We start from the raw sequence: 23,546 nt of genomic DNA, 5'->3' as shown, positions 1-23,546 counted from the left end.
CGGGCGGCGGGGTCGCGACCCGGAGGCTCCGGCGACCACCGCGCGTGGCAGGATCTACCAGCGTGTTGCGCTGGATGACCGCTGGAGAATCGCACGGCCCCGCCCTCGTGGCGGTGCTGGAGGGCATGGTGGCCGGGGTGGAGGTCACCACGGCCGAGATCGCGACCCAGCTCGAACGGCGCAAGCTCGGCTTCGGCCGCAGCCCCCGGATGAACTTCGAGGCCGACGAGCTGGAGATCATCGGCGGGGTCCGGCACGGCCGCACCCAGGGCGGCCCGGTCGCGGTGCGCGTCGGCAACACCGAGTGGCCCAAGTGGGAGCAGGTCATGGCGGCCGACCCGGTCGACGAGGACGTGCTGTCCACGTTGGCCCGCAACGCCCCGCTGACCCGGCCGCGCCCCGGGCACGCCGACCTCGCCGGGATGCAGAAGTACGGCTTCGAGGAGGCCCGGCCGGTGCTCGAACGCGCCAGCGCGCGGGAGACCGCCGCGCGGGTCGCGGTGGGCACCGTCGCCCGGCAGTTCCTCCGGCAGCTCCTCGGCGTGGAGATCGTCAGCCACGTGGTCGCGCTGGGCGGGGTCGCCCACGACGGCGAGCTGCTGCCCGGCCCGGACGACCTCGGCGCCATCGACGAGAACCCGGTGCGCGCCTTCGGCGACGCGGCCACCGAGCGGATGATGGCCGAGGTGGACGCCGCCAAGAAGGACGGCGACACCCTCGGCGGCGTCGTCGAGGTGATCGCCTACGGGCTGCCGCCGGGCATCGGATCGCACGTCCACTGGGACCGCAAGCTCGACGCCCGGCTGGCCGGCGCGCTGATGAGCATCCAGGCCATCAAGGGCGTCGAGATCGGCGAGGGCTTCGCCAACGCCGCCCGGCGCGGCAGCGCGGCGCACGACGAGATCCACCCCGGCGAGGGCGCGCACTGGGTGCGGCGCGCCAGCAACCGCGCGGGCGGTCTGGAAGGCGGCATCACCAACGGCGAGCCGCTGGTCGTCCGCGCCGCCAAGAAGCCGATCTCCAGCCTGCCCAAGGCGCTGGCCACGGTCGACGTGGTGACCGGCGAGCCGGCGCAGGCGATGCACCAGCGCTCCGACATCACCGCCGTGCCGCGCGCCGCCGTGGTCGCCGAGACGATGGTGGCGCTGGTGCTGGCCGAGGCCGTGCTGGAGAAGTTCGGCGGCGACTCGCTGCCGGAGACCCGGCGCAACGCCGAGGGCTACCTGACCGCGCTGCGCGAGCGCGCGGAGAAGCGGCAGGTGCGCTGATGGCGCCCCGGGCGGTGGTGATCGGCCCGCCGGGCGCGGGCAAGTCGACGATCGGGCGGCTGCTCGCCGAACGCCTCGCGGTGGGGTTCCGGGACACCGACGACGACATCGTGCGCACCGAGGGCCGCGCCATCGCCGACATCTTCACCACCGACGGCGAAGCGGTGTTCCGCAAGATCGAGGAGGACGTCGTCGCCACGGCGCTGGCCGAGCACGACGGCGTGCTGGCGCTGGGCGGCGGCTCGGTGCTGTCCGAAGCGACGCGGGAACGGCTCGCCGGGCACCCGGTGGTCTACCTCTCGGTCGGGTTGGCCGAGGGGGCCAAGCGGGTCGGCCTGTCCACCGCCCGTCCGCTGCTGGCCGGGCTGAACCCGCGCGCCACCTTCAAGGCGCTGCTCGACGAGCGCATCCCGGTGTACCGCTCGGCGGCCTCGGTCGAGCTCCCCACCGACCGGTTGACGCCGGACGAGGTGGTGGCGCAGATCGTCGACGCGCTGTGGGGCGTCGACGGGTCGCCGAGCTGAACGCGAACGTGCGCCGGGGACGGGCGGCGCCGGACTCTCGGAAGGGACGATGATGACCGAACCGGTGCGGATCCCGGTCCGCGGTGCGCAGCCCTACGACGTGGTGGTCGGTCGCGGCCTGCTGGGGGAGCTCGTCGAGTTCCTGCGCGGCACCTCGTCGGTCGCGCTGCTGCACCAGCCCACCATCACCACGACCGTCGAGGCGGTCCGCGAGGAGCTGGCCGAGGCGGGCGTCGACGCGCACCGGGTGGAGCTGCCCGACGCCGAGGACGGCAAGAGCCTGGCGGTGGCCGGGTTCTGCTGGGAGGTCCTCGGCAAGATCGGGATGGACCGCAGCGGTGTCGTGGTGTCCTTCGGCGGTGGCGCGGTGACCGACGTCGCCGGGTTCGTGGCCAGCACCTGGATGCGCGGCGTGCGGGTGGTGCACGTGCCCACCACGCTCCTCGGCATGGTGGACGCCGCGATCGGCGGCAAGGCCGGCATCAACACCGACGCGGGCAAGAACCTGGTCGGCTCGTTCCACGAGCCCAGCGCGGTGTTCGTCGACCTGGCGACCCTGGAGGGGCTGCCGCGCAACGAGCTCATCGCCGGGATGGCCGAGGTGGTCAAGGCCGGCTTCATCGCCGACCCGGAGATCCTGCGGCTGGTCGAGGCCGACCCGGACGCGGCGCTGGACCCGGCGGGCGAGGTGCTCGCCGAGCTGGTCCGGCGCGCGATCCAGGCCAAGGCCGACGTGGTGTCCTCCGACCTCAAGGAGTCGCACCTGCGGGAGGTGCTCAACTACGGGCACACCCTGGCGCACGCCATCGAGCGGCGGGAGCGGTACCGGTGGCGGCACGGCGCGGCGGTCAGCGTCGGGCTGGTGTTCGCCGCCGAGCTCGGCAGGCTGGCCGGTCGGCTCGACGATGAGACCGCCGACCGGCACCGCAGCGTGCTCGGCCTCCTCGGCCTGCCGACCAGCTACGACCCGGACGCCTTCGGGGATCTGCTGGAGGGCATGAAGCTGGACAAGAAGAACCGCTCCGGGCTGCTGCGGTTCGTGGTGCTCGACGGGCTGGCCCGACCGGGACGGCTGGAGGGCCCGGACCCGGCGCTGATCGCCGCCGCGTACTCGGCGGTGACCGGCGAACCCACGTCCGGCACGGAGGTGCTGCTGTGAAGGCGCTGGTGCTCAACGGCGTGAACCTCGGCCGGCTGGGCACCCGCGAGCCCGGCGTGTACGGCAGCACCAGCCACCAAGAGCTGGTCGCGATGTGCGAGCGGGCGGGCACCGAGCTGGGCGTCGAGGTGGAGGTCCGCCAGACCGACGACGAGGGCGAGATGGTGCGCTGGCTGCACGAGGCCGCGGACGCGGGCTGGTCGGTGGTGCTCAACGCCGGGGCCTGGACGCACTACTCGATCGCGATCCGCGACGCCGCCGCCCAGCTCCGCGACGACCTCGTCGAGCTGCACATCTCCAACGTGCACCGGCGCGAACCGTTCCGGCACACCAGCTACCTGTCGGACGTCGCCACCGCCGTGGTGGCCGGTTTCGGCGTGCGCGGCTACCCGCTGGCGCTGCGCTGGCTGGCCGAGCGGACCGGCTGAAACGCCCGTCCTCGAATCCGGCGTTCTGCGCCGCGGCGCACCGACGATGGGGCAGGGTCCAGGGCAGGCGATTCGCGGGGGTGGGCGGTGGGGGAGCGCGGTCGGCTGCCGGTCGCGGCGGTGTCGGTGCTGCTGCTGACCGGGTGCGCGCCGGTGACCGGTTCGCCCACGCCCGAGGCGGTGCCCGAGCCGGTGCGGCTGAGCATCCGGGACCACCGGGAGAGCCCCGGCGTGGTCGCCTCGGGCGGTCCGGCGGCGCCGTACAACTACGGCCCGACGGTGCTCGACGCCGCCGGGCGGTACCGGGTCTGGTGGTGCAGCCAGCTCCCCGGCGCGGGACCGGCGGGCGATGACGTGCTGCACGCCGCCTCCGACGCGCTGGGCGGTCCGTTCACCGCCGGGGGCGCGGCGGCCGAACCGGTGTTCCACGGGCGGCCGGGCGCGTTCGACGGGATGCACACCTGCGACCCGTCGGTGATCCGGGTCGACGGCCGGTACTTCCTGTACTACACCGGCGCGGCGGGCGACCACGCGCACGGCAACGCGATCGGCGTGGCCACCGGCGAGGACGGCAGGTTCTGGCGCCGCGCCGCGGGCGGTGCGCCGATCGCCACGGCCGCCGCCGACGTGCGGCGGTCCAACACCTACGGCGCGGGCCAGCCCGCGGCGCTGCACCTGGACGGCTGGTTCTACCTGATGTTCACCGACACCACGGCGGCGGGCGCCGGGTGGAACGGCGCCGGGCAGTTCGTGCTCCGGGCCCGCGACGGCGCCTTCACCCGCGACGTCCAGGAGCTGACCGACGAGGGCTTCCGGCCGCGCGGCAGCGGACCCCGGGCGCGGTCGGTGGTGGACGCCTTCAGCGCCGACTGGGCGTGGTCGGCGACCCTGAACGCGTTCGCGATCGCCCACCAGACCGCGAAGGGCACCACGATCACCTTCTGGGACCGGAACTTCACCCGGCACCCCTACGAACCGGTGCTCGTCCCCGGGCGGTGGCGGGAAGGTCCGGGTCTGGTGCGGACCCCGGAAGGGCACCTGCCGGTGTCCGGGGCGGATCCCTGCGGCACCGCGCCGATCGACGTGCTCCGGGCGACCGAGGACCACGCGGCTCCCACCGATCTCCGCTGGTCCGGGCTCGACGTCGCGGGGTTCCGCGGTTGCGCCGAGCCGGCGCGCGCGAGCGCGGTGCTGGACGGTTTCGGCGTCCCCTCGCCGACCCGCACCGTCGAGGTGCTGCGGGACGGGGCGAAGGTCCGCGTCGAACGCCGCTCGGTGGCCGAGGCACTGACCCGCGCGGTGCTCGACGAGCGGGTGACCGCAGTGGACGAACTGCCGGTTGCGGCCACCCTGGCGGGCGGGGCCCCCGCGCTGCGCTCGCCAGGTGGCGACGTCGGCCTGCTCGACGAGCGCGGGCGGGTGTGGCTGGTGCCGCCGGAAGCCGCCCGCGCCAACGGTTCCCCGGTCGCCGAGGTGTCCTGGTCGGACTGGGAGGACTACCCGCCCGGCGGCGATCTGCGCCCGTGAACGCCGGTCCCCGCGCGAGCGGTCGGCACCGCTCCGAGGACGGCTCGGCGCGCGGTGGTGCGCGTCGCTCAGGTGCTCACGAACTGCCCGCCGACGGCCGGAAACGGCCCTCGGGCAAGGTCTAGGGCGCGGGCGGCTCGTCGCCGTCGTCGGCGTCGAAGGGCCGGCGCAGCCGGTGCATCGCGGTGTCCCCGCGGTCGGGCCGCGGTGCCGCGGGCCGTGGCGACGGGCGAGCGGGAGCGGGTTCTTCGAACCGGGCCGGCGTGACCGGTTCGGTCGTGCGGGGCGCGGGGATGTTTCCGGCGCCGGAAGTGTCCGGGGTCTGGAAGAGACCGAGGCGACCGCGTCGGTCGCGGAGTACGGGGGAGGTGCTGATGAATTCCTTCTTCCTGCGGTACCGCACCGGTTGGGTGCGGGGGGCCGGTGGTCCCGCCCGGACGGGCGGGACCACCGGCGTCGGGCCGCTGCTCAGAGAGCGCGGACCACGTCGGCCTGGGGGCCCTTCGGGCCCTGGCTGACCTCGAAGGTGACCTGCTGGTCCTCCTCCAGGGTGCGGAACCCGGAGGCGTCGATGGCCGAGTAGTGCACGAAGACGTCCGGGCCGCCCTCGTTCGGGGCGATGAAGCCGAAGCCCTTCTCGGAGTTGAACCACTTCACGGTGCCCTGCGGCATGGTGCTGCCTCTTTCCTGGGAGCTGGTGGGGAAGCGGACCGCACCGCGGGTGCGGGGGTCCGGGCCGGGAAGACGGCGGCCGCCCCAACTCACCGAGAACAGCAGCGCGCCCGCATCAGCAATCCTGCGAGCGTGCACGAACACGAACCAAGAAAACTACGACCAACGACGAGTCTACAGGTCCCGAGGCGCTCCGCCAGCGGCACCGGACATCGCGTCGCTACAGTTCCCGACATGTCCGGACATCTCGCCTGCGCCCGCTCGGAGCGCGGTGACGTCGCGCTGCTGCGCCGCGCCGGGGACGGCGCCCTGGAACTGCGGGTCAACGGGGTCTTCGTGATGGACACCGCGCACACCGGGACCGAACGGCTGCTGGCCACCGCGGCGCTGGACGTCGCGCTGCCCGGGCGCACCGGCGGCCGGGTGCTCGTCGGGGGCCTCGGCCTGGGGTTCACGCTGCTCGAAGTGCTCGCCGATCCGCGGGTCGGCAGCGCGCACGTGGTGGAACTGGAGGGCGCGCTCGTCGACTGGCACCGGCGGGGGCTGGTGCCCGGCACCGCCGAGGCGCTGGACGACGAGCGGGTCCGGACCAGCGTCGGCGACGTGGCCGAGGTGCTCGCCGCCGAACCCGAGGGCGAGCTCGACGTGCTGCTGCTCGACGTCGACAACGGCCCCGGCCACCTCGTGCACGACCGCAACGCCGCGCTGTACCGGGCGGAGTTCCTGGAGCTGTGCGCGGCCCGGCTGGCCCCGGGCGGCACCGCGGCGATCTGGTCGGCCGCGGAGGCCCCGGACCTGGCCGAGGCGCTGGCCGCGGCGTTCGGCGACTGCGCGCTCACCTCGGTCCCGGTGGTGCTGGGCCGCACCGAGACCAGCTACCACCTCTACACCGCGCGCCGCGCCCGGTAGCCGGTGGCGGCTTCCCGCCGAGGGGCGCGCACGGCGGGGTCCGGCCCGGTTCGCCGGGTTAGGCTTCCCGCCATGCCCGAATCGCACGCCCGCCGACGTCACGCCCTCCGCAGCTCGCTGCGCGAGCGGGAGCTGGACGCGATGTTGGTGACCGACCTGCTCAACATCCGCTATCTCACCGGCTTCACCGGGTCCAACGCGGCGCTGCTGGTGCACGCCGCCGACGACCCCGACGCCGAGGGCGGCACCGTGTTCTGCACCGACGGGCGGTACCTGGCGCAGAGCGAGGACCAGGTGCCGGAGCTGGAGCGGGTGATCGAACGGGCCAGCGATCTGGCGCTGGCCGGCCGGGTGGCCGCCGAGCGCGCTCGGTACCGCCGGGTCGGGTTCGAGAGCGGCCACGTCACCGTCGACGCCCGGGACGCGCTGGACGACGCGGCGGGCGCCGCCGAGCTGGTGCGCGCACCCGGCCTCGTCGAGCAGCTCCGGCTGGTCAAGGACGAGGACGAGATCGACGCGCTGCGGATGGCCTGCGCCGCCGCCGACCGCGCGCTGGCCGAGCTGATCGAGCACGGCGGGCTCCGGGCGGGCCGCACCGAGCTGGAGGTCGCCCGCGACCTGGAGGCCCGGATGCGGGACCACGGCGCCGCCGGACCGTCCTTCGACACGATCGTCGCCGCGGGTCCGAACTCGGCCGTGCCGCACCACCGCCCGGACGACTCGGTGCTGGCGGCGGGCGACTTCGTCAAGATGGACTTCGGCGCCCTCGTCGACGGCTACCACTCCGACATGACCCGCACCGCGGTGCTGGGCGAGCCGGCGGACTGGCAGCGCGAGCTCTACCAGCTCGTGCTGGCCGCCCAGGCGGCCGGCCGGGCCGCGGTCCAGGTCGGCGCCGACGTCCGCGAGGTGGACGCCGCGGCCCGCGAGGTGATCACCGAGGCGGGTTATGGGGAGCGGTTCCTGCACGGTCTCGGGCACGGCGTCGGCTTGGAGATCCACGAGGCACCGACGCTGTCCCAGCGCGGGGCCGGTAGAATCGCCGAAAGGATGGCGGTCACCGTCGAGCCCGGCGTGTACCTGACCGGGCGGGGCGGGGTCCGCATCGAGGACACGCTGGTCGTGCGGCCCAGCACGCCCGAGCTCCTCACGTTGACGACGAGGGAGCTCGTCGCCGTCTGACGCGCCGACGCCGCACCGTCGACGATCGCGCCGACGCAACCCATTCGCAGCCAGCACGCAGGAGAGACCCCCACGTGGCGACCACGAACGACCTCAAGAACGGATTGGTGCTCAACATCGACGGCCAGCTCTGGTCCGTCGTGAACTTCCAGCACGTCAAGCCCGGCAAGGGCGGAGCTTTCGTGCGCACCACGCTGAAGAACGTGCTCTCGGGCAAGGTCGTGGACAAGACCTTCAACGCCGGGGTGAAGGTGGAGACCGCCAACGTCGACCGGCGGGAGATGACCTACCTCTACTACGACGGCAGCGACTACGTGTTCATGGAGCCCGACACCTTCGACCAGGTCGGCGTGTCCCCCGCCGTCGTGGGTGACGCGGCGAACTTCATGCTGGAGAACAGCAGCGTGGTGGTGGCCCGGCACGAGGGCGAGCCGCTCTACGTCGAGCTGCCCGCCTCCGTCGAGCTGGAGATCGAGCACACCGACCCGGGCGTGCAGGGCGACCGCTCCACCGGCGGCACCAAGCCCGCCACCCTGGTTACCGGCGCCGAGGTCCAGGTGCCGCTGTTCGTCGGCACCGGCGAGAAGGTCAAGGTGGACCCCCGCGACGGCCGCTACCTCGGCCGCGTCAACAAGTGACGGGGTCGGCGACCCCGGGCGGAAAGAGGGTGTGAGGTGGGTTCTCGGACCAAGGCCCGCAAGCGCGCCGTCGACATCCTCTACGAGGCCGACCTGCGGGAGATGGACCCGGTGACGCTGCTGGCGGACCGGGTCGGTTCCGCGGACGTGCCGCCGGTCGCGGAGTACACCATCACCCTCGTCGAGGGCGTGCAGGGCAACCGCGCGCGGATCGACGAGGTGCTGTCCCAGCACGCCGAGGGCTGGACGCTGGCCCGGATGCCCGCGGTCGACCGCGCGGTGCTGCGGCTGGGCCTCTACGAGCTGCTGTGGAGCGACGACGTGCCGTCCGCGGTGGCCATCGACGAAGCGGTGGACCTGGTCAAGGGCCTGTCCACGGACGACTCGCCGCGGTTCGTCAACGGCGTGCTCGGCCGCATCGCCGGGATCAGCGGACGGCTGCGCAAGTCGGTGCGCGCCTCCGGTGCGGAGTAGCCGCCGAGGCCAGGATCACATCGACGTCGAGAGGGGCGCTCCCGGATGTGGGGAGCGCCCCTCTCGACCATTCGGGCCGCACCCGATCGTGTGGGGTTCGCCACGGCCCGTATCACGCCGTCCCGGTCGGCTCACTCCTCCCGGGCGGGACGGGCCTCCGGTGGGAGGACGCCCCAGTCGATGAGCTGCTCGGTGAGCTCGCCCGGGGTCATGTCGTAGATGATGGCCAGCGAGCGCAGGTCCTCGGTGCGGATGGACAGCACCTTGCCGTTGTAGTCGCCGCGCTGGCTCTGGATCGTGGCCGCGTAGCGGGCCAGCGGACCGACCTTCTCGGCCGGGAGCTGCTGCAACCGCTCCAGGTTGATCACGACCTTGGTGGCCGGTTCGGCGCCGGAGGGCACCCGGCCTTCCGGCAGGAGTTCCGCGACCGGAACGCCGTAGAAGTCGGCCAGCTCGGCGAGCTTCTGCACCGTCACGGCGCGGTCGCCGCGTTCGTAGGACCCGACGACCACGGCCTTCCACCGCCCGCCTGACTTCTGCTCGACGCCGTGCAGCGAAAGGCCCTGCTGCTGGCGGATAGCGCGGAGCTTGCTGCCCAGCGCCTTGGCGTAGTCGCCCATGTGGCGTGTCTCCGTTTCATTCGCCCCGTCAGCCGATACCGCCGACCGGGGAGCAAAGCTCAGATCAATACGGAGAGTAATATTCGCTTGCGAGCGTCACCAGGTCAAGTTGGTCTTCGTCGGGTCCGGGGCGAGTACCACCACACCACCCGGTCGATTGACCCGCGGACGCTGATAGCGTACAGGTCAGACCCGCTCACGGCAGCCGCACTCGTCGGTCGGACTGCGGGGCAGGTCACACACCATCCTTTAAGGACCCGTCCAGTGAGGCGGGGAAGGAGGTCCACCGTGGCGTCACGCCAAGGGGCGGGCGCGGCGGATCCGGCCGGGCAGCGGGAGCTGCTCTCGGCCGGTGACGTTGCGCGCACGATCGCCAGGATCGCGCACCAGATCATCGAGAAGACGGCCCTGGACACCGGGGGCGACGACGTCGTCCTGCTGGGCGTCCCGACCCGGGGCGCGCCGCTGGCCCGCAGGCTGGCCGCGCGGATCGAGGAGTTCAGCGGTGTGGCGGTGCCCACCGGCACCCTCGACATCACGCTGTTCCGCGACGACCTGCGGCACCGCCCGAACCGGCCGCTGGAGCCCACCGACCTGCCCCCGGGCGGCATCGACCACAAGCTCGTCGTGCTCGTCGACGACGTGCTGTTCTCCGGCCGCACCGTGCGGGCCGCCCTCGACGCGCTGCGCGACCAGGGCCGCCCCCGCGCCGTGCAGCTCGCCGTGCTGGTCGACCGCGGCCACCGCCAGCTGCCGATCCGCGCCGACTACGTCGGCAAGAACATCCCCACCGCCCGCAGCGAGGACGTCGCGGTGCGGCTCGACGAGGCGGACGGCGCCGACTGCGTGGTGCTGCGGCGGGAGGAGGAGCGGTGATGCGCCACCTGCTGAGCACCGACGGGCTCGACGCGGCTTCGGCGACGGCGGTCCTGGACACCGCCGACACGCTGAAGCGCACGCTGCTCGGCCGCGAGGTCAAGAAGCTGCCGACGCTGCGCGGCCGGACCGTGGTGACGCTGTTCTACGAGAACTCCACCCGCACCCGGGTCTCCTTCGAGGTCGCCGGGAAGTGGATGAGCGCCGATGTGATCAACGTCTCGGCCAGCAGCTCCTCGGTCGGCAAGGGCGAATCGCTGCGGGACACCGCGCTGACCCTGGCCGCCGCCGGGGCCGACTGCGTGATCGTCCGGCATCCCGCCTCGGGTGCCGCGCACCGGCTGGCCGGGTGGCTGGCCGAGGCGGGCACCCAGGTGGTCAACGCCGGCGACGGGACGCACGAGCACCCCACCCAGGCGCTGCTGGACGCCGCGACGCTGCGGGAGCGGCTGGGCGAGCTGGCCGGGCGCCGCATCGGCATCGTCGGCGACCTCCTGCACAGCCGGGTGGCGCGCTCGAACGTGCACCTGCTGCGCACCCTCGGCGCCGAAGTGGTCCTGGTCGCCCCGCCGACCCTGGTGCCCACCGGGATCGACGGGTGGGGCGCGCGGGTCACCCACGACCTCGACGCCGAGCTGCCCGGCCTGGACGCGGTGATGCTGCTGCGGGTGCAGGCCGAGCGGATGCACGGCGGCTTCTTCCCGTCGGCCCGCGAGTACTCGATCGGCTACGGGCTCAACGAGGCCCGGTCGGCGCGGCTGCCGGAGCACGCCGTGGTGCTGCACCCGGGGCCGATGCTGCGCGGCATGGAGATCGCCGGGACGGTCGCCGACTCGGACCGCGCCGCCATCACCCAGCAGGTCGGCAACGGCGTGCACGTGCGGATGGCGGTGCTCTACCACCTGCTGGCCGGAGAGGAGATCGCGGCATGAGCCGGGTGCTGCTGCGGGGCGTGCGTCCCTACGGGGAGGGCGAACCGGTCGACGTGCTCGTCGTCGACGGGACCATCGCCGAGGTCGGCGCCGCGCCGGGGACCGAGGCCGACGAGGTCGTCGCGGGCGGCGGCGCGGTGCTGCTGCCCGGCTTCGTCGACCTGCACACCCACCTGCGGGAACCGGGTCGCGAGGACGCCGAGACGATCCGCACCGGTTCCGCCGCCGCCGCGCTGGGCGGCTACACCACCGTGTTCGCGATGGCCAACACCGACCCGGTCGCCGACAACGCGGTGGTCGTGGAGCACGTGTGGCGGCGCGGTCGCGAGGTCGGGCTGGTCGACGTGCACCCGGTGGGCGCGGTCACGGTCGGCCTGGGCGGCGAGCGGCTGGCCGAGCTGGGCGGCATGGCCGCCTCGGCCGCCGGGGTCCGGGTCTTCTCCGACGACGGGCGCTGCGTGGACGACCCGCTGCTGATGCGCCGCGCGCTGGAGTACACCAAGGCCTTCGGCGGGGTCGTCGCCCAGCACGCCGAGGACCCGCGGCTCACCGCGGGAGCCCAGGCGCACGAGGGGCCGACCGCGGCGAAGCTCGGGCTGGCCGGCTGGCCCGCCCCCGCGGAGGAGTCGATCGTGGCCCGGGACTGCCTGCTGGCCGCGCACACCGGCGGCAGCCTGCACGTCTGCCACGTCTCCACCGCCGGGACCGCGGATATCCTGAGGTGGTGGAAGGCCCGCGACGCGGGCGGCGCCGTCTCGGCCGAGGTCACCCCGCACCACCTGCTGCTCACCGACGAGCGGCTGGCCACCTACGACCCGGTGAACAAGGTCAACCCGCCGCTGCGCACCGACGCCGACGCGGCGGCGCTGCGGCAGGCCCTGGCCGAGGGCACCGTGGACTGCGTGGCCACCGACCACGCCCCGCACGCGGACCAGCACAAGGACTGCGAGTGGTCCGCGGCCAGCCCGGGGATGCTCGGGTTGCAGACCGCGCTGGGGATCGTCGTGCGGACCGTGGTGCGCCCCGGGCTGCTGGACTGGCGGGGCGTGGCCCGGGTGATGAGCGAGCGCCCGGCGCGGATCGCCGGCCTCCCCGACCAGGGGCGGCCGATCGCGGCGGGGGAGCCGGCGAACCTGGTGCTGGTCGACCCGGACGACGAGTGGACCGTGCGGGCGGCCGAGCTGGCCAGCATCGGGTCCAACTCGCCGTACGAGGGCATGCGGTTGCCGGGCCGGGTGCTGGTGACGTTGCTGCGCGGCCGGATCACCGCGCACGAGGGCGAGGTGAGGTTCTGATGGACCGCCTGATCTGGGTGCTGCTGACGATCGTGCTGATCGCCCTGGTGTTCTGGGCGATGCGGCGCGGCTGGGTGAACCGGGTGCGACGACAGCAGGCGGTGCTGGCGGAGTTCCCCGCACCGCCCGCCGAGCTCGGCACCGTCGAGCTGCGCCCCGCGATGACCGGCATGTACGTCGGCACCACCCGGGCGCCCGACTGGCAGGACCGGATCGCGGTCGGCGACATCGGCCACCGGTCCGAGGGCGTCGCGCGGCTGCACCCCTCCGGGCTGCTGCTGGAGCGCACCGGTGCGACCGCGCTGTGGATCCCGGCGGAGTCGATCGTGGACGCCCGCCGCGACCACAAGCTCGCCAACAAGGTGGTGCCCGGGGCCGGTCTGCTGGTGGTGCGCTGGCGCCTCGGCGAGACCGAACTGGACACCGGATTCCGCTTCGACGACAAGGCGGAGCACGAGCCGTGGGCCGAAGCGGTCCGCGGGCTCGGCCCCGCGTCCGTCGCGGCGCACGACACGACCGCGAATTCGCGGCAGGAGGACGAATGACCGCGCACATCCCGGCCGCGCTGGTGCTGGAGGACGGCCGGATCTTCCGCGGGCGGGCCTACGGCTCGGTGGGCAGCACGCTCGGCGAGGTGGTGTTCACCACCGGCATGACGGGGTACCAGGAGACCCTGACCGACCCCTCGTACCACCGGCAGATCGTGGTGCAGACCGCCCCGCAGATCGGCAACACCGGCTGGAACGACGAGGACGACGAGTCGGCCCGGATCTGGGTCGCCGGCTACGCCGTCCGCGAACCGGCCCGCATCGCGTCCAACTGGCGCTCCCGCCGTTCGCTGGAGGCGGAGCTGGAGGCGCAGGGCATCGTCGGCATCGCGGGCATCGACACCCGCGCGCTGACCCGGCACGTCCGGGAGGCCGGCGCGATGCGCGGCGGCGTCTTCTCGGGTGCCGAGCTGGCCGCCGACGCCGAGATGCTGCGCCGGGTGACCGGCAGCAGCCCGATGGTCGGCGCCGACCTGGCCGGTGACGTCACCACCGCCGAGCCCTACGTGGTGCCCGCGCTGGGCGAGAAGCGGTTCACCGTGGCCGCGCTGGACCTGGGCATCAAGTCCAACACCCCGCGCATGATGGCCGCCCGCGGCATCGAGGTGCACGTGCTGCCGGCCGGCGCCTCGCTGGACGAGGTGCTCGCGGCGGGCGCGGACGGGCTGTTCCTGTCCAACGGGCCCGGCGACCCGGCCACCACCGACCAGCAGGTCGAGCTGACCCGGCAGGCGCTGGACCGGAAGCTGCCGCTGTTCGGCATCTGCTTCGGCAACCAGGTGCTCGGCCGCGCGCTGGGCCGCGGCACCTACAAGCTGCGCTACGGCCACCGGGGCATCAACATCCCGGTGATCGACGCCGAGACGGGCAAGGTCGCCATCACCGCGCAGAACCACGGGTTCGCGGTCGAGGGCGAGCCCGGCGAACGCTTCGACACCGAGTTCGGCCGCGCGATGGTCAGCCACCACTGCGCCAACGACGGTGCGGTCGAGGGCCTCGCGCTGCTCGACGGCCCGGCGTTCAGCGTGCAGTACCACCCCGAGGCGGCGGCCGGTCCGCACGACGCGGCGCCGCTGTTCGACAAGTTCGTCGACCTGATGAGTGAGGCGCGCTGATGCCCAAGAGGACCGACATCGAGCACGTGCTGGTCATCGGTTCCGGGCCGATCGTGATCGGCCAGGCGTGCGAGTTCGACTACTCCGGCACCCAGGCGTGCCGGGTGCTGCGCGAAGAGGGCCTGCGGGTCTCGCTGGTGAACTCGAACCCGGCGACGATCATGACCGACCCGGAGTTCGCCGACGCCACCTACATCGAGCCGATCACCCCGGAGTTCGTCGAGAAGGTGATCGCCGCCGAGCGCCCGGACGCGCTGCTGGCCACCCTCGGCGGGCAGACCGCGCTGAACACCGCGGTCGCGCTGCACGAGCGCGGCGTGCTGGAGAAGTACGGCGTGGAGCTCATCGGCGCCGACATCGACGCGATCCAGCGCGGCGAGGACCGCCAGATGTTCAAGGACATCGTGCGCTCGGTCGGCGGCGAGGTGCCGGAGAGCACGGTGTGCAAGTCGATGGACGACGTGCGCGCCTTCGTCGCCGACCGCGGCCTGCCGGTGGTCATCCGCCCCAGCTTCACCATGGGCGGGCTCGGCTCCGGCATGGCGCACACGCCCGACGAGCTGGAGCGGATGGCGTCCTTCGGCCTCTCCGAGAGCCCGGTGCACGAGGTCCTCATCGAGGAGAGCGTGCTCGGCTGGAAGGAGTACGAGCTGGAGCTGATGCGCGACAACGCCGACAACGTGGTCGTGATCTGCTCCATCGAGAACGTCGACGCGATGGGCGTGCACACCGGCGACTCGGTGACGGTCGCCCCGTCGATGACGTTGACCGACCGCGAGTACCAGAACATGCGCGACGTCGGCATCGCGGTGCTGCGCGAGGTCGGGGTGGAGACCGGCGGCTGCAACATCCAGTTCGCCATCAACCCGGAGACCGGCCGGATGGTCGTCATCGAGATGAACCCGCGGGTGTCGCGGTCCTCGGCGCTGGCCTCCAAGGCGACCGGCTTCCCGATCGCCAAGATCGCCGCGCGGCTGGCCGTGGGCTACACCCTCGACGAGATCCGCAACGACATCACCGGCGAGACCCCGGCGAGCTTCGAGCCGACGCTGGACTACGTCGTGGTGAAGGTGCCCCGGTTCGCCTTCGAGAAGTTCCCGGGCGCCGACCCGGAGCTGACCACCACCATGAAGAGCGTCGGCGAGGCGATGGCGGTGGGCCGCAGCTTCTCCGAGGCGATGGGCAAGGCGCTGCGCTCGATGGAGACCAAGTCGGTCGGGTTCTGGACCCGGCCCGACCCGGAGGGCGCCACCGCGGCCTCGACGCTGGCGGAGCTGCGCACCCCGCACGACGGGCGGCTCTACACCGTCGAGCGGGCGCTGCGACTGGGCGCGAGCGTCGAGCAGGTGCACGAGGCCGCCGGCATCGACCCGTGGTTCGTGGACCAGGTCGCCGCCTGGGTGGAGCTGCGCGCGGAGCTGGTCGACGCCCCGGTGCTCGACGTGGAGCTGCTGCGCCGGGCCAAGGTCGCGGGCCTGTCCGACCGCCAGATCGCCGCGCTGCGCCCGGAGCTGGCCGGTGAGGACGGCGTCCGCGCGCTGCGCCACCGGCTCGACGTCCGCCCGGTCTACAAGACGGTGGACACCTGCGCGGCCGAGTTCGCCGCCCGCACGCCGTACCACTACTCGGCCTACGAGGCGGACCCAGCGGCCGAGTCCGAGGTCACCGAGCAGCGGGAGCGGCCGAAGGTGCTGATCCTGGGTTCGGGTCCGAACCGGATCGGCCAGGGCATCGAGTTCGACTACTCCTGCGTGCACGCCGCGATGGCGCTGCGCGACGCCGGGTACGAGACCGTGATGGTCAACTGCAACCCGGAGACGGTCTCCACCGACTACGACACCAGCGACCGGCTGTACTTCGAGCCGCTGACCTTCGAGGACGTGCTGGAGGTCGTGCACTCCGAGCAGCGCTCCGGCGAGGTGGCCGGGGTCATCGTGCAGCTCGGCGGCCAGACCCCGCTGGGGCTGGCGCGGCGGCTCACCGAGGCGGGCGTGCCGGTGGTGGGCACCCCGGCGGAGGCCATCCACCTGGCCGAGGAGCGGGGCGCCTTCGGCGACGTGCTCGCCGGGGCCGGGCTGCCCGCGCCGAAGTACGGCACCGCGACCAGCTTCGAGGGGGCCAAGCGGATCGCCGACGAGATCGGCTACCCGGTGCTGGTCCGCCCGTCCTACGTGCTCGGCGGGCGCGGCATGGAGATCGTCTACGACGAGCCGTCGCTGGAGAACTACATCGCCCGGGCCACCGAGGTCACCCCGGAGCACCCGGTGCTGGTGGACAACTTCCTCGACGACGCCATCGAGATCGACGTGGACGCGCTGTGCGACGGCACCGACGTCTACCTCGGCGGCGTGATGGAGCACATCGAGGAGGCCGGCATCCACTCCGGCGACTCGGCCTGCGCGCTGCCGCCCATCACCCTGGGGCGCCAGGACATCGAGCAGGTCCGCCGGTCCACCGCGGCCATCGCCCGGGGCGTCGGGGTCCGCGGGCTGCTCAACGTGCAGTACGCGCTCAAGGACGACGTGCTCTACGTGCTGGAGGCCAACCCGCGCGCCTCCCGGACGGTGCCGTTCGTGTCCAAGGCGACCGCCGCGCCGCTGGCCAAAGCCGCCGCGCGCATCATGCTCGGGGCCTCCATCGCCGAGCTGCGCGCCGAGGGCCTGCTGCCCGCCGAGGGCGACGGCGCGGACCTGCCGATCGACGCCCCGGTCGCGGTGAAGGAGGCCGTGCTGCCGTTCCACCGGTTCCGCACCCGCGAGGGCTACGGGGTGGACTCGCTGCTCGGGCCGGAGATGAAGTCCACCGGCGAGGTCATGGGCATCGACACCTCCTTCGGGCAGGCGTTCGCCAAGTCGCAGTCCGGCGCCTACGGCTCGCTGCCGGTCAAGGGCCGGGTGTTCGTCTCGGTGGCCAACAAGGACAAGCGCTCGCTGGTCTTCCCGGTCAAGCGCTTGGCCGACCTCGGGTTCGAGATCCTGGCCACCAGCGGTACCTCCGAGGTGCTGCAGCGCAACGGGATCGCTTCCACCGTGGTGCGCAAGCACAACGAGGAGGGCGACCAGCGGCGCGACGTGGTGGACCTGATCAAGGCGGGGGAGGTCGACATGGTGATCAACACCCCGTACGGCAACCCCGGCCCCCGGGTCGACGGCTACGAGATCCGCACCGCGGCGGTGTCCCGGGACATCCCGTGCGTCACCACGGTGCAGGGCGCCGCGGCGGCGGTCCAGGGCATCGAGGCCGCGATCCAGGGCAACATCGGCGTCCGCCCGCTGCAGGCGCTGCAGGCGGCGCTGCGCGAAGGCGGACGGCGGTGACGCTCGGCGCGCCGTTCGGCGCGCGGCTGGCCGAGGCGGTGCGGCGGCGGGGCCCGCTGTGCGTGGGCATCGACCCGCACCCCTCGCTGCTCGGCGCCTGGGGGCTCGGCGAGGACGTCGCGTCCCTGGAGCGGTTCGCGCTGACCGCCGTCGAGGCCCTGGCCGACCAGGTGGCGGTGCTCAAGCCGCAGGCCGCCTTCTTCGAGGCCTACGGCTCGGCCGGGGTCGCGGTGCTGGAGCGCGTCGTCACCGAGGCGCGGCAGGGCGGCGCCCTGGTGCTGCTGGACGTCAAGCGCGGCGACATCGGGTCCACCATGACCGCCTACGCCAAGGCCTACCTCGACGAGCACTCGCCGCTGGCGGCCGACGCGGTGACCCTCTCGCCCTACCTCGGGTACGGCTCGCTGGCCCCGGCCATCGGCCTGGCCGAGCAGACCGGGCGCGGCGTGTTCGTGCTCGCCCGCACGTCCAATCCGGAGGGTGCGGGCCTGCAACGGGCGGTGACCGACGGCGGCGGCGTCGCGCAGTCCATCGTGGACGCAGCGGCGGCGGGCAACGCGGGCGCCGATCCGATGGGCCACATCGGACTCGTGGTGGGAGCGACCGTCCGGGCCGGCGAGCTGGACCTGTCCCGGCTCAACGGCCCGATCCTCGCCCCGGGTCTCGGCGCCCAGGGCGCCACGGTGGACGGCCTGCGCGCGACGTTCGGCCCGGTGCTGCCGCAGGTGCTGCCCGCCACCGCCCGGGACGTGCTCCGGCACGGCCCCGGCGCCGCCGACCTGCGCAAGGCCGCCCGACGGGTGCAGGACCAGCTCACCACCCTGCTCGATTGAAGCCGTGGCGGGGTGGTGGGATCTCGCCGATCCCGCCACCCCGCGCGGCGTCCGGCGGCTACGGTGGCCGGCGTGACCGCAGCGGAACGGGTCGAGGCGCGACCGCCCAAGCCCCCGCGCGTGCTGCGCTGGCTGGTGCTGATGCTGGTGACCTGGCTGGTGACGGGCGTGTACGCCGTCATCGCCCTGGAGTGGGCGATCTGGAGCGGGGCGCTGGGGCTGGGCACCGTGGCGGTGGAGCGGACCGCGCGCGTCGAGCTGGAGACCGGCGACCGGTTCGGCTTGACCACGGCGCACGAGGACGGTTTCGTCACCTGCGAGGTGATCCCGGATTCCGGGCAGACCCGTTCGCTCACCACCTACGCCCCGCACACGACCAGCCTGCGCAGCGCGCGCCTGCCGGACCCGGAGCGCGCCTGGTTCAGCGGCGGCGCCGAGGTCCGCTGCACCCACCCGGCCGTGGTCCTGCTCCCGGAGCGGTATTCCGAGACGGGGCTCCACGCGATGGGCTGGCTGTTCGGCGCCTCAGGCGTGCTCTTCCTGGTCGTCGTGGCCCAGCTCTCCCGGCGCGTCCAGCACTCCAACCGGAGAACGGCGCAGTTGTACGGCCGGTCGTGAGCTAGCGGGCGGTCGTGAACGGCCGCTCCGATGCCCCGAATCGGCCCCAGCGCCGCCGAGCCGTCCGCTACTGTTCGGTGCGACCGAAGCACCGTAGGCCGAATGGGGGAGTCCGTGAGCGGGGCGTCCGAGCGCATCCAGGAGATGATGCGCAAGTTCGAGGAGCAGGCCGCCAAGGCCGATGAGCTGCAGGAAGCGATGCAGGGCTTGCAGGGCACGGCGAGCAGCCCGGACCGGTCGGTGACGGTGACCGTCGCCCCGTCGGGTGCGCTGCTCGACCTGCGGCTGACCCCCGGCGCCGTCCGGCACTCGGCCGCCGAGCTCCAGCAGACCATCATGGCCACCGTCCGGGAGGCCACCGCGAGCGCGGCCGAGCAGCTCAACGAGACCGTCGCCCCGATCCTGGGCGACCGGTTCGACCAGTTCCAGCAGGCGTTCAACGTCGAAGGCGTCGCGATCAAGCCGCAACCGGCCGACGACCAGGACAACCCCGCCCCGGAGCCGCCGCCCGCGGCCCCGCAGCCCGGACCGGCCGCCGCCGCACCCCCGCGCCCCAAGCCGGACGCCGAACCCGAGGACGACGACTTCTCCGACGAGTCCTTCCTGCGCTGATCCACCGGGAACCGACGTCCCCGCGGTGGCCGAAGTGACATGGTGGCCCGTGGCGGAGCGCGCACGACCGGTGGCAGAACGACGGATCGCGGGAGGCAGGGGGATGACGGCACCGACGGGCCCGGGGGATTTCCAGGCGCTCAACGAGGGTGACGGCGAGTCGAAGAACTGGTTCGAGCAGGCGGCGGGGCGCGGCTCCTCGGCGGTCGGCGCGGCACAGGACCTCGCCGACGCCTCCTCGCCCCCGGAATGGGGCGCGGCGGTGGTCTCGGCCCGGATGGAGCAGCTCGAACTGCTGTCCAGCCCCGGGCAATCGTTGATGAGCAACGGGCTCGGCTTCCTGGTGTCGATCGTGCTGAGCCCGCTCATCGAGATCGCCGAGTACGCGATCGGCGACCCGGAGCAGATGCGCTCCACCGGCGAGGGCTGGGAGCAGGTGGCCACCTGGCTCGACGAGGTCGGCGAGCAGGAGAAGCGGCGTGCCGAGGCCACCGCGGCGGGCTGGCAGGGCGCCGATGGCGACGCGTTCCGCAAGCAGATGACCGAGTTCGGCGACGGCGTCACCGCGCTGGCAGCCGACGTCCGGGACCTCAAGGGCACCCTGGACATGATCGCCGACATCTTCGACATGTTCGTCGAGTTCGTCATCCAGATCATCACCGAGCTGGTCATCGGCCTCATCGTGCAGTGGCTCGCGGCCCTCGCCGCCTCCTGGATCACCGCAGGCGCCTCGGTCGCCACCGCCGGTACCACCACGACCGTCCAGGTCGGTTCCACCGGGATGCGCATCACGATGCGCGTCTCCAAGCTCCAGATGCAGCTCGCCAAGCTGGTCCAGCGCATGGAGGACCTGCTGAAGAACATCCGCCAGGTCGGCAGGCTCCGGTCCGTCATCGACCAGGCGAACGGACTGCGCAACGGCGGCCAGGTCGCCCAGTTCGTCGGGCGCAGGTTGGACGCCAATCCGGTGTTCAACACGCTCACCAGGGCGAACGAGGACCTGGCGACGACTGCCAGCAGTCGCTTCCTGCAGGGCAGCACCGGTGCCGAGGCTCTCGCGGGCAATCTTTCCCAGCGTTTCCTCTCCGGCGCCCTCGGCGGGCAGATGCGCTGGGGCGGGGCGATTTTCGAGGCCGGGATGACGCAGGCCACCGACGCGGCGATCGGCCAGGGGGCCGACATCGCCTACGGGACGGGCGAATCCGTCGCGACCGGTGAACCGGGCCAGGACGAGCGGCAGAACGCTCAGGAACGGGGTTTCTCGTGATCGAAGTGCTGGCGCTCCGGCATTCGTGGGCGCAGCCCGGCGAACCGCTGGCCTGGGTGATCGCTGCCTCGGGGCAGTACCTGTTCGAGGTGTCCGGCCGGGACGGGGCGGGAAATCCGCAGCACGGGATGGCGGCCCGGCTCGCTCGGGGCGCTGGACGCGCCGTCGGCGGTGCGCTCGTCGAAGCCGCCGACGCGGTCTCGGGCGACAGCGGACCGGCCTACCGGAACGCCCCGGCGGGTGTCGTCACGGGCGCCGGGCCGGAGTGCACCGCGGCCGCGCTCGTCGACGCCCACCGCGAGCGCGGTGGACGTGCGGTGTGGGTGCTCACCGATCGACGTCTCGCGCTGGTCGGGGTCTGCGAACGGGCCCCGGCCGAGGACCGGGGAGGTTCCCTGCTGGACCGGGCGAGGCGCGCGGGTGCCGGCCTCCTCGGCGGCTCGGCGCCGGAGGACGGACCGGGGAGCGCGGAACGCGGAGCACCCGGGCCCGCGCTGGAGCCGTGGGTGGAACGGCCGCGCTCGGCCATCGCAGGCTTCGAGCCCGGTCGGCGCGCCCTCGGCAGGCAATACGGCGGGGGCCGGACCTGCTTCCTGGTCACGCGGTTCACCGACGGCTCGGCGCTGGAGCTGGCGCCGTCGGCGGCGGAGTCGGACGTGCACAGGCTCGTGGCGATGAGCCGCGGGCAGGCGTGATGGGTGGTGGGACGGTGCGCAGCACGTCGTCGATGGTCAAGCTCCTGGTGAAGCACTGGGCGGAACCCGATGAGCAGGTCGTCTACGTCTTCGGAGCCGAGGAGCGCGCGGGCTACGTGGTGTCCACGGTGGGCGGGAGCACCCGGGTGCCGCACGAGGCGGAACCTTCGATCCCGCGGGCGGCCGACCAGCGCAGGGCCGGGCCGGAACCGATCGCCGCGCTGCGCGACGGCGCCTTCCTCGGGGACGAGTTCGTGCACGATCCGGGAGCGTGGGCGTGGGCCCTGGCCGGGGCGCCGGGGGAGACGGCGATCCGGTTCGCCGACGACTTGACCGCCTGGGGCTCGGCGAGCTTTCTCGCGTTCACCAGCCACCGCGTCGGGGTGGTCGTCGCGACCGACGACCTCGAGTCCGCGCCACCGGCGGAATCGGCCTCGGAGGGTGGTTTCTCGTTGCTCGGTGCCGCGCGCTCGGCGGTGCGCGGGGTGTTCGCCGGTGATGGCGAGAACCCGGTCACCAGCGGTGCCGACTTCGCCCTCGGCCAGGCGCGCGAACTCGTCGCGGTGCCCAGGGGTCGCGGCGGATACCCGGTGTGGTTCCTGCGCGTGACCTTCGCCGACGGGTCGAGTCTGGAGGTCAGGGCACCGCGGGCGCAGCAGCGGGTCGACACGATCCGGCAGAACCTCCGATGACGATGTCGGCGCGGTGGGTGCCCGTGGCGCCGGGCGGTCCTGCCGCTGGACGTGCTCCTCGCGCCTGAGCACCGGTGGACGGCCGGTCCGGTACGCCGGTTTCCTCGGCTGAGCGGGCCGCGCCGCGCTGACGGCTGAACCCCGGCGTCACCCTTTCGTCATCTTCGCGAGTCCGGCAAACCGCCCCGACCGTGGTGTGACGCACGCTATGTTGTGCGTCGACGGTATCCGATCGGCCACTGCGGGTGATCAGCGGTGGCGCGCGGACGAGGGGAGTTCAGCGGTGAGTGCGCCTGAGGGGGAGAACCAGGTCGAACTGGACGCGATCGACCAGGCACGGATCGACAGCGCCATGGCGCCCGATGCCTCGGACGCCTTCCTGGGCGGGGTGCTGGAGAACGTCGCCCAGGTCGGGCGGATCGTGGCCGGTGCGGCGCGCAAGGCCGAGCTCGCCAGCGCGATCAACGCCGGTTCGGCGATGCGGGTGGAACCGGACCAGGTCGACGAGCTGGCGCGCTTCTTCGAGTCCAAGGCCACGGAGATGAACGACCGCTCCTACGACGTGCAGATGCTCGCCTACGTCTCCGCGCCGGGAACGGACCCGGTCAGCTCCCAGGTCGTCGACGCCTACGGGAAGGTCGGCGCCGGGGACAGCAACGCCTACTACGAGAACTACATCAAGCTCGCCGAGGTGTTCACCAACACGGCTGCCAACCTGCGGGCGAGCGCGGCGCAGGTCCGGACGAACGACCAAGACGCCGCGGACAGCTTTGGAGGCAATCTTGCGCAGTAGTCTGGCCGTCAGCGCGGTGCTCGCCGGTTTTCTGCTCGCGGGATGCGGCTCGGGCGCCGACGGGGCCCTGCCGGAGCGGACCGGCACACCGGCGCCGGAGCCCACCGCCGAGGGACCGGCCCGCACGGCTCCGGCGAAGTCGGTGGCCGTGGCGGACCAGTGTTCGCTGTTGACCCCCGACCAGCTCAGCGCCTTGGGATTCGACCAGCAGCCCCGCGCGCGCGAATCGCAGGGCGTTCCCGGGTGCCAGTTCGAGGCGGGCGAACCGGGTTCGCCGGGGTGGGGCGCCTTCGTGGCTGCCGATCAGCGGACCATGCGGGACTTCCTCGCCGCCGGGCGGGGAGCTGTCCAGGGCGATCTCGGGGGTTACCCGACCGCCCAGGTCGACAACGGTTCCGGCTGCTTGCTGTCGATCGACGTCTCCGACTCGGGTTCGCTGTTCGTCAACGCCATCGTCCGTCCCGGGGCCGATCCCGAGGTGGGCAGCGGATGCGATGCCGCGACGCGCGTCGCGGAGGCGGCGATCGCCAACCTTCCCAATGCTTGAGGGGG

25 protein-coding genes are annotated in these 23,546 nt (G+C 73.2%); 23 read left to right on the top strand and 2 right to left on the bottom strand.

The genetic code is table 11. The features are described 5' to 3' along the window. Positions 1 to 62: 62 nt before the first annotated feature. From aroC to ACQP0T_RS19655, 5 genes are all read left to right on the top strand, one after another. Positions 63 to 1,268: a chorismate synthase gene (gene aroC / locus ACQP0T_RS19675; protein WP_433869405.1), complete on the top strand. Its 1,206-nt coding sequence runs from the start codon at positions 63 to 65 to the stop codon at positions 1,266 to 1,268. Beyond that, positions 1,268 to 1,792 (top strand): shikimate kinase, encoded by a 525-nt coding sequence (locus ACQP0T_RS19670; protein WP_433869404.1) that lies wholly within the window; start codon positions 1,268 to 1,270, stop codon positions 1,790 to 1,792. Before aroC ends, ACQP0T_RS19670 begins: the two co-directional genes overlap by 1 nt. A 52-nt stretch (positions 1,793 to 1,844) precedes the next feature. Then, on the top strand, positions 1,845 to 2,951 hold the full coding sequence (aroB, locus tag ACQP0T_RS19665) for a 3-dehydroquinate synthase (protein WP_433873782.1): 1,107 nt from the start codon (positions 1,845 to 1,847) through the stop codon (positions 2,949 to 2,951). Beyond that, positions 2,948 to 3,379, top strand: a complete 432-nt coding sequence (gene aroQ, locus ACQP0T_RS19660) for a type II 3-dehydroquinate dehydratase (RefSeq protein WP_433869403.1) — start codon at positions 2,948 to 2,950, stop codon at positions 3,377 to 3,379. Before aroB ends, aroQ begins: the two co-directional genes overlap by 4 nt. Before the next feature lie 87 nt (positions 3,380 to 3,466). Next, positions 3,467 to 4,906, top strand: coding sequence for a beta-xylosidase (locus tag ACQP0T_RS19655; RefSeq protein WP_433869402.1), 1,440 nt, complete (start codon positions 3,467 to 3,469; stop codon positions 4,904 to 4,906). 468 nt (positions 4,907 to 5,374) lie between these two features. On the opposite strand, the gene ACQP0T_RS19650 is transcribed toward ACQP0T_RS19655, so the two are convergent. Continuing rightward, complete coding sequence (locus ACQP0T_RS19650) at positions 5,375 to 5,578, bottom strand: cold-shock protein (RefSeq protein ID WP_433873781.1); 204 nt, start codon at positions 5,576 to 5,578, stop codon at positions 5,375 to 5,377. Positions 5,579 to 5,812: 234 nt separating this feature from the next. On the opposite strand from ACQP0T_RS19650, the gene ACQP0T_RS19645 reads away from it, so the two are divergent. From ACQP0T_RS19645 to nusB, 4 genes are all read left to right on the top strand, one after another. Beyond that, on the top strand, positions 5,813 to 6,487 hold the full coding sequence (locus tag ACQP0T_RS19645; protein WP_433869401.1) for a spermidine synthase: 675 nt from the start codon (positions 5,813 to 5,815) through the stop codon (positions 6,485 to 6,487). Positions 6,488 to 6,559: 72 nt separating this feature from the next. Then, positions 6,560 to 7,669 carry a M24 family metallopeptidase gene (locus ACQP0T_RS19640; RefSeq protein WP_433869400.1) on the top strand — a complete coding sequence of 370 codons (1,110 nt, stop codon included), beginning with the start codon at positions 6,560 to 6,562 and terminating at the stop codon, positions 7,667 to 7,669. Positions 7,670 to 7,743: 74 nt separating this feature from the next. Beyond that, positions 7,744 to 8,307, top strand: coding sequence for an elongation factor P (efp, locus tag ACQP0T_RS19635; RefSeq protein ID WP_433869399.1), 564 nt, complete (start codon positions 7,744 to 7,746; stop codon positions 8,305 to 8,307). Between the two features lie 36 nt (positions 8,308 to 8,343). After that, positions 8,344 to 8,781, top strand: a complete 438-nt coding sequence (nusB, locus tag ACQP0T_RS19630) for a transcription antitermination factor NusB (protein WP_345362201.1) — start codon at positions 8,344 to 8,346, stop codon at positions 8,779 to 8,781. Between the two features lie 131 nt (positions 8,782 to 8,912). Here nusB and bldD read toward each other — a convergent pair whose 3' ends face one another. Next, entirely contained in the window at positions 8,913 to 9,401 is a 489-nt protein-coding gene (bldD, locus tag ACQP0T_RS19625) for a transcriptional regulator BldD (protein WP_010311046.1), read from the bottom strand. A 288-nt stretch (positions 9,402 to 9,689) separates the two neighbouring features. Here bldD and pyrR point away from each other — a divergent pair, with 288 nt between their 5' ends. The 14 genes from pyrR (at position 9,690) to ACQP0T_RS19555 (ending at position 23,541) form a co-directional block, all read left to right on the top strand. Beyond that, complete coding sequence (pyrR, locus tag ACQP0T_RS19620) at positions 9,690 to 10,277, top strand: bifunctional pyr operon transcriptional regulator/uracil phosphoribosyltransferase PyrR (RefSeq protein WP_433869398.1); 588 nt, start codon at positions 9,690 to 9,692, stop codon at positions 10,275 to 10,277. Next, positions 10,277 to 11,209 (top strand): aspartate carbamoyltransferase catalytic subunit, encoded by a 933-nt coding sequence (locus ACQP0T_RS19615; protein WP_433869397.1) that lies wholly within the window; start codon positions 10,277 to 10,279, stop codon positions 11,207 to 11,209. The genes pyrR and ACQP0T_RS19615 overlap by 1 nt, the downstream gene beginning before the upstream one ends. Further along, complete coding sequence (locus tag ACQP0T_RS19610) at positions 11,206 to 12,504, top strand: dihydroorotase (protein ID WP_433869396.1); 1,299 nt, start codon at positions 11,206 to 11,208, stop codon at positions 12,502 to 12,504. The genes ACQP0T_RS19615 and ACQP0T_RS19610 overlap by 4 nt, the downstream gene beginning before the upstream one ends. Beyond that, complete coding sequence (locus ACQP0T_RS19605) at positions 12,504 to 13,049, top strand: transporter (RefSeq protein ID WP_433869395.1); 546 nt, start codon at positions 12,504 to 12,506, stop codon at positions 13,047 to 13,049. The genes ACQP0T_RS19610 and ACQP0T_RS19605 overlap by 1 nt, the downstream gene beginning before the upstream one ends. Further along, positions 13,046 to 14,167 carry a glutamine-hydrolyzing carbamoyl-phosphate synthase small subunit gene (gene carA / locus ACQP0T_RS19600; protein WP_433869394.1) on the top strand — a complete coding sequence of 374 codons (1,122 nt, stop codon included), beginning with the start codon at positions 13,046 to 13,048 and terminating at the stop codon, positions 14,165 to 14,167. Before ACQP0T_RS19605 ends, carA begins: the two co-directional genes overlap by 4 nt. Then, positions 14,167 to 17,484: a carbamoyl-phosphate synthase large subunit gene (gene carB, locus ACQP0T_RS19595; protein WP_433869393.1), complete on the top strand. Its 3,318-nt coding sequence runs from the start codon at positions 14,167 to 14,169 to the stop codon at positions 17,482 to 17,484. Before carA ends, carB begins: the two co-directional genes overlap by 1 nt. Next, a complete protein-coding gene (pyrF, locus tag ACQP0T_RS19590; protein ID WP_433869392.1) occupies positions 17,481 to 18,317 on the top strand; it encodes an orotidine-5'-phosphate decarboxylase in 837 nt (278 codons plus the stop codon). Before carB ends, pyrF begins: the two co-directional genes overlap by 4 nt. Positions 18,318 to 18,389: 72 nt before the next feature. After that, a complete protein-coding gene (locus ACQP0T_RS19585; RefSeq protein WP_433869391.1) occupies positions 18,390 to 18,935 on the top strand; it encodes a hypothetical protein in 546 nt (181 codons plus the stop codon). Positions 18,936 to 19,037: 102 nt separating this feature from the next. Next, the gene (locus ACQP0T_RS19580) at positions 19,038 to 19,547 is read left to right on the top strand and encodes a YbaB/EbfC family nucleoid-associated protein (RefSeq protein WP_433869390.1); all 510 of its coding nucleotides are present in this window, start codon (positions 19,038 to 19,040) and stop codon (positions 19,545 to 19,547) included. A 103-nt stretch (positions 19,548 to 19,650) separates the two neighbouring features. Beyond that, positions 19,651 to 20,814, top strand: coding sequence for a WXG100 family type VII secretion target (locus ACQP0T_RS19575; protein WP_433869389.1), 1,164 nt, complete (start codon positions 19,651 to 19,653; stop codon positions 20,812 to 20,814). Beyond that, positions 20,811 to 21,509, top strand: a complete 699-nt coding sequence (locus tag ACQP0T_RS19570) for a hypothetical protein (protein WP_433869388.1) — start codon at positions 20,811 to 20,813, stop codon at positions 21,507 to 21,509. Before ACQP0T_RS19575 ends, ACQP0T_RS19570 begins: the two co-directional genes overlap by 4 nt. A 14-nt stretch (positions 21,510 to 21,523) precedes the next feature. Further along, positions 21,524 to 22,201 (top strand): hypothetical protein, encoded by a 678-nt coding sequence (locus ACQP0T_RS19565; protein ID WP_433869387.1) that lies wholly within the window; start codon positions 21,524 to 21,526, stop codon positions 22,199 to 22,201. A gap of 283 nt (positions 22,202 to 22,484) precedes the next feature. Then, positions 22,485 to 22,994: a hypothetical protein gene (locus ACQP0T_RS19560; RefSeq protein WP_433869386.1), complete on the top strand. Its 510-nt coding sequence runs from the start codon at positions 22,485 to 22,487 to the stop codon at positions 22,992 to 22,994. Beyond that, on the top strand, positions 22,984 to 23,541 hold the full coding sequence (locus tag ACQP0T_RS19555; RefSeq protein WP_433869385.1) for a DUF3558 domain-containing protein: 558 nt from the start codon (positions 22,984 to 22,986) through the stop codon (positions 23,539 to 23,541). Before ACQP0T_RS19560 ends, ACQP0T_RS19555 begins: the two co-directional genes overlap by 11 nt. Positions 23,542 to 23,546: the final 5 nt, after the last annotated feature.

Source organism: Saccharopolyspora sp. CA-218241 (genome assembly GCF_050954615.1).
Lineage (GTDB): Bacteria > Actinomycetota > Actinomycetes > Mycobacteriales > Pseudonocardiaceae > Saccharopolyspora > Saccharopolyspora cebuensis.
Note: the sequence above shows the minus strand (reverse complement) of the source record. Positions and strands in the feature narration are given on the sequence as shown.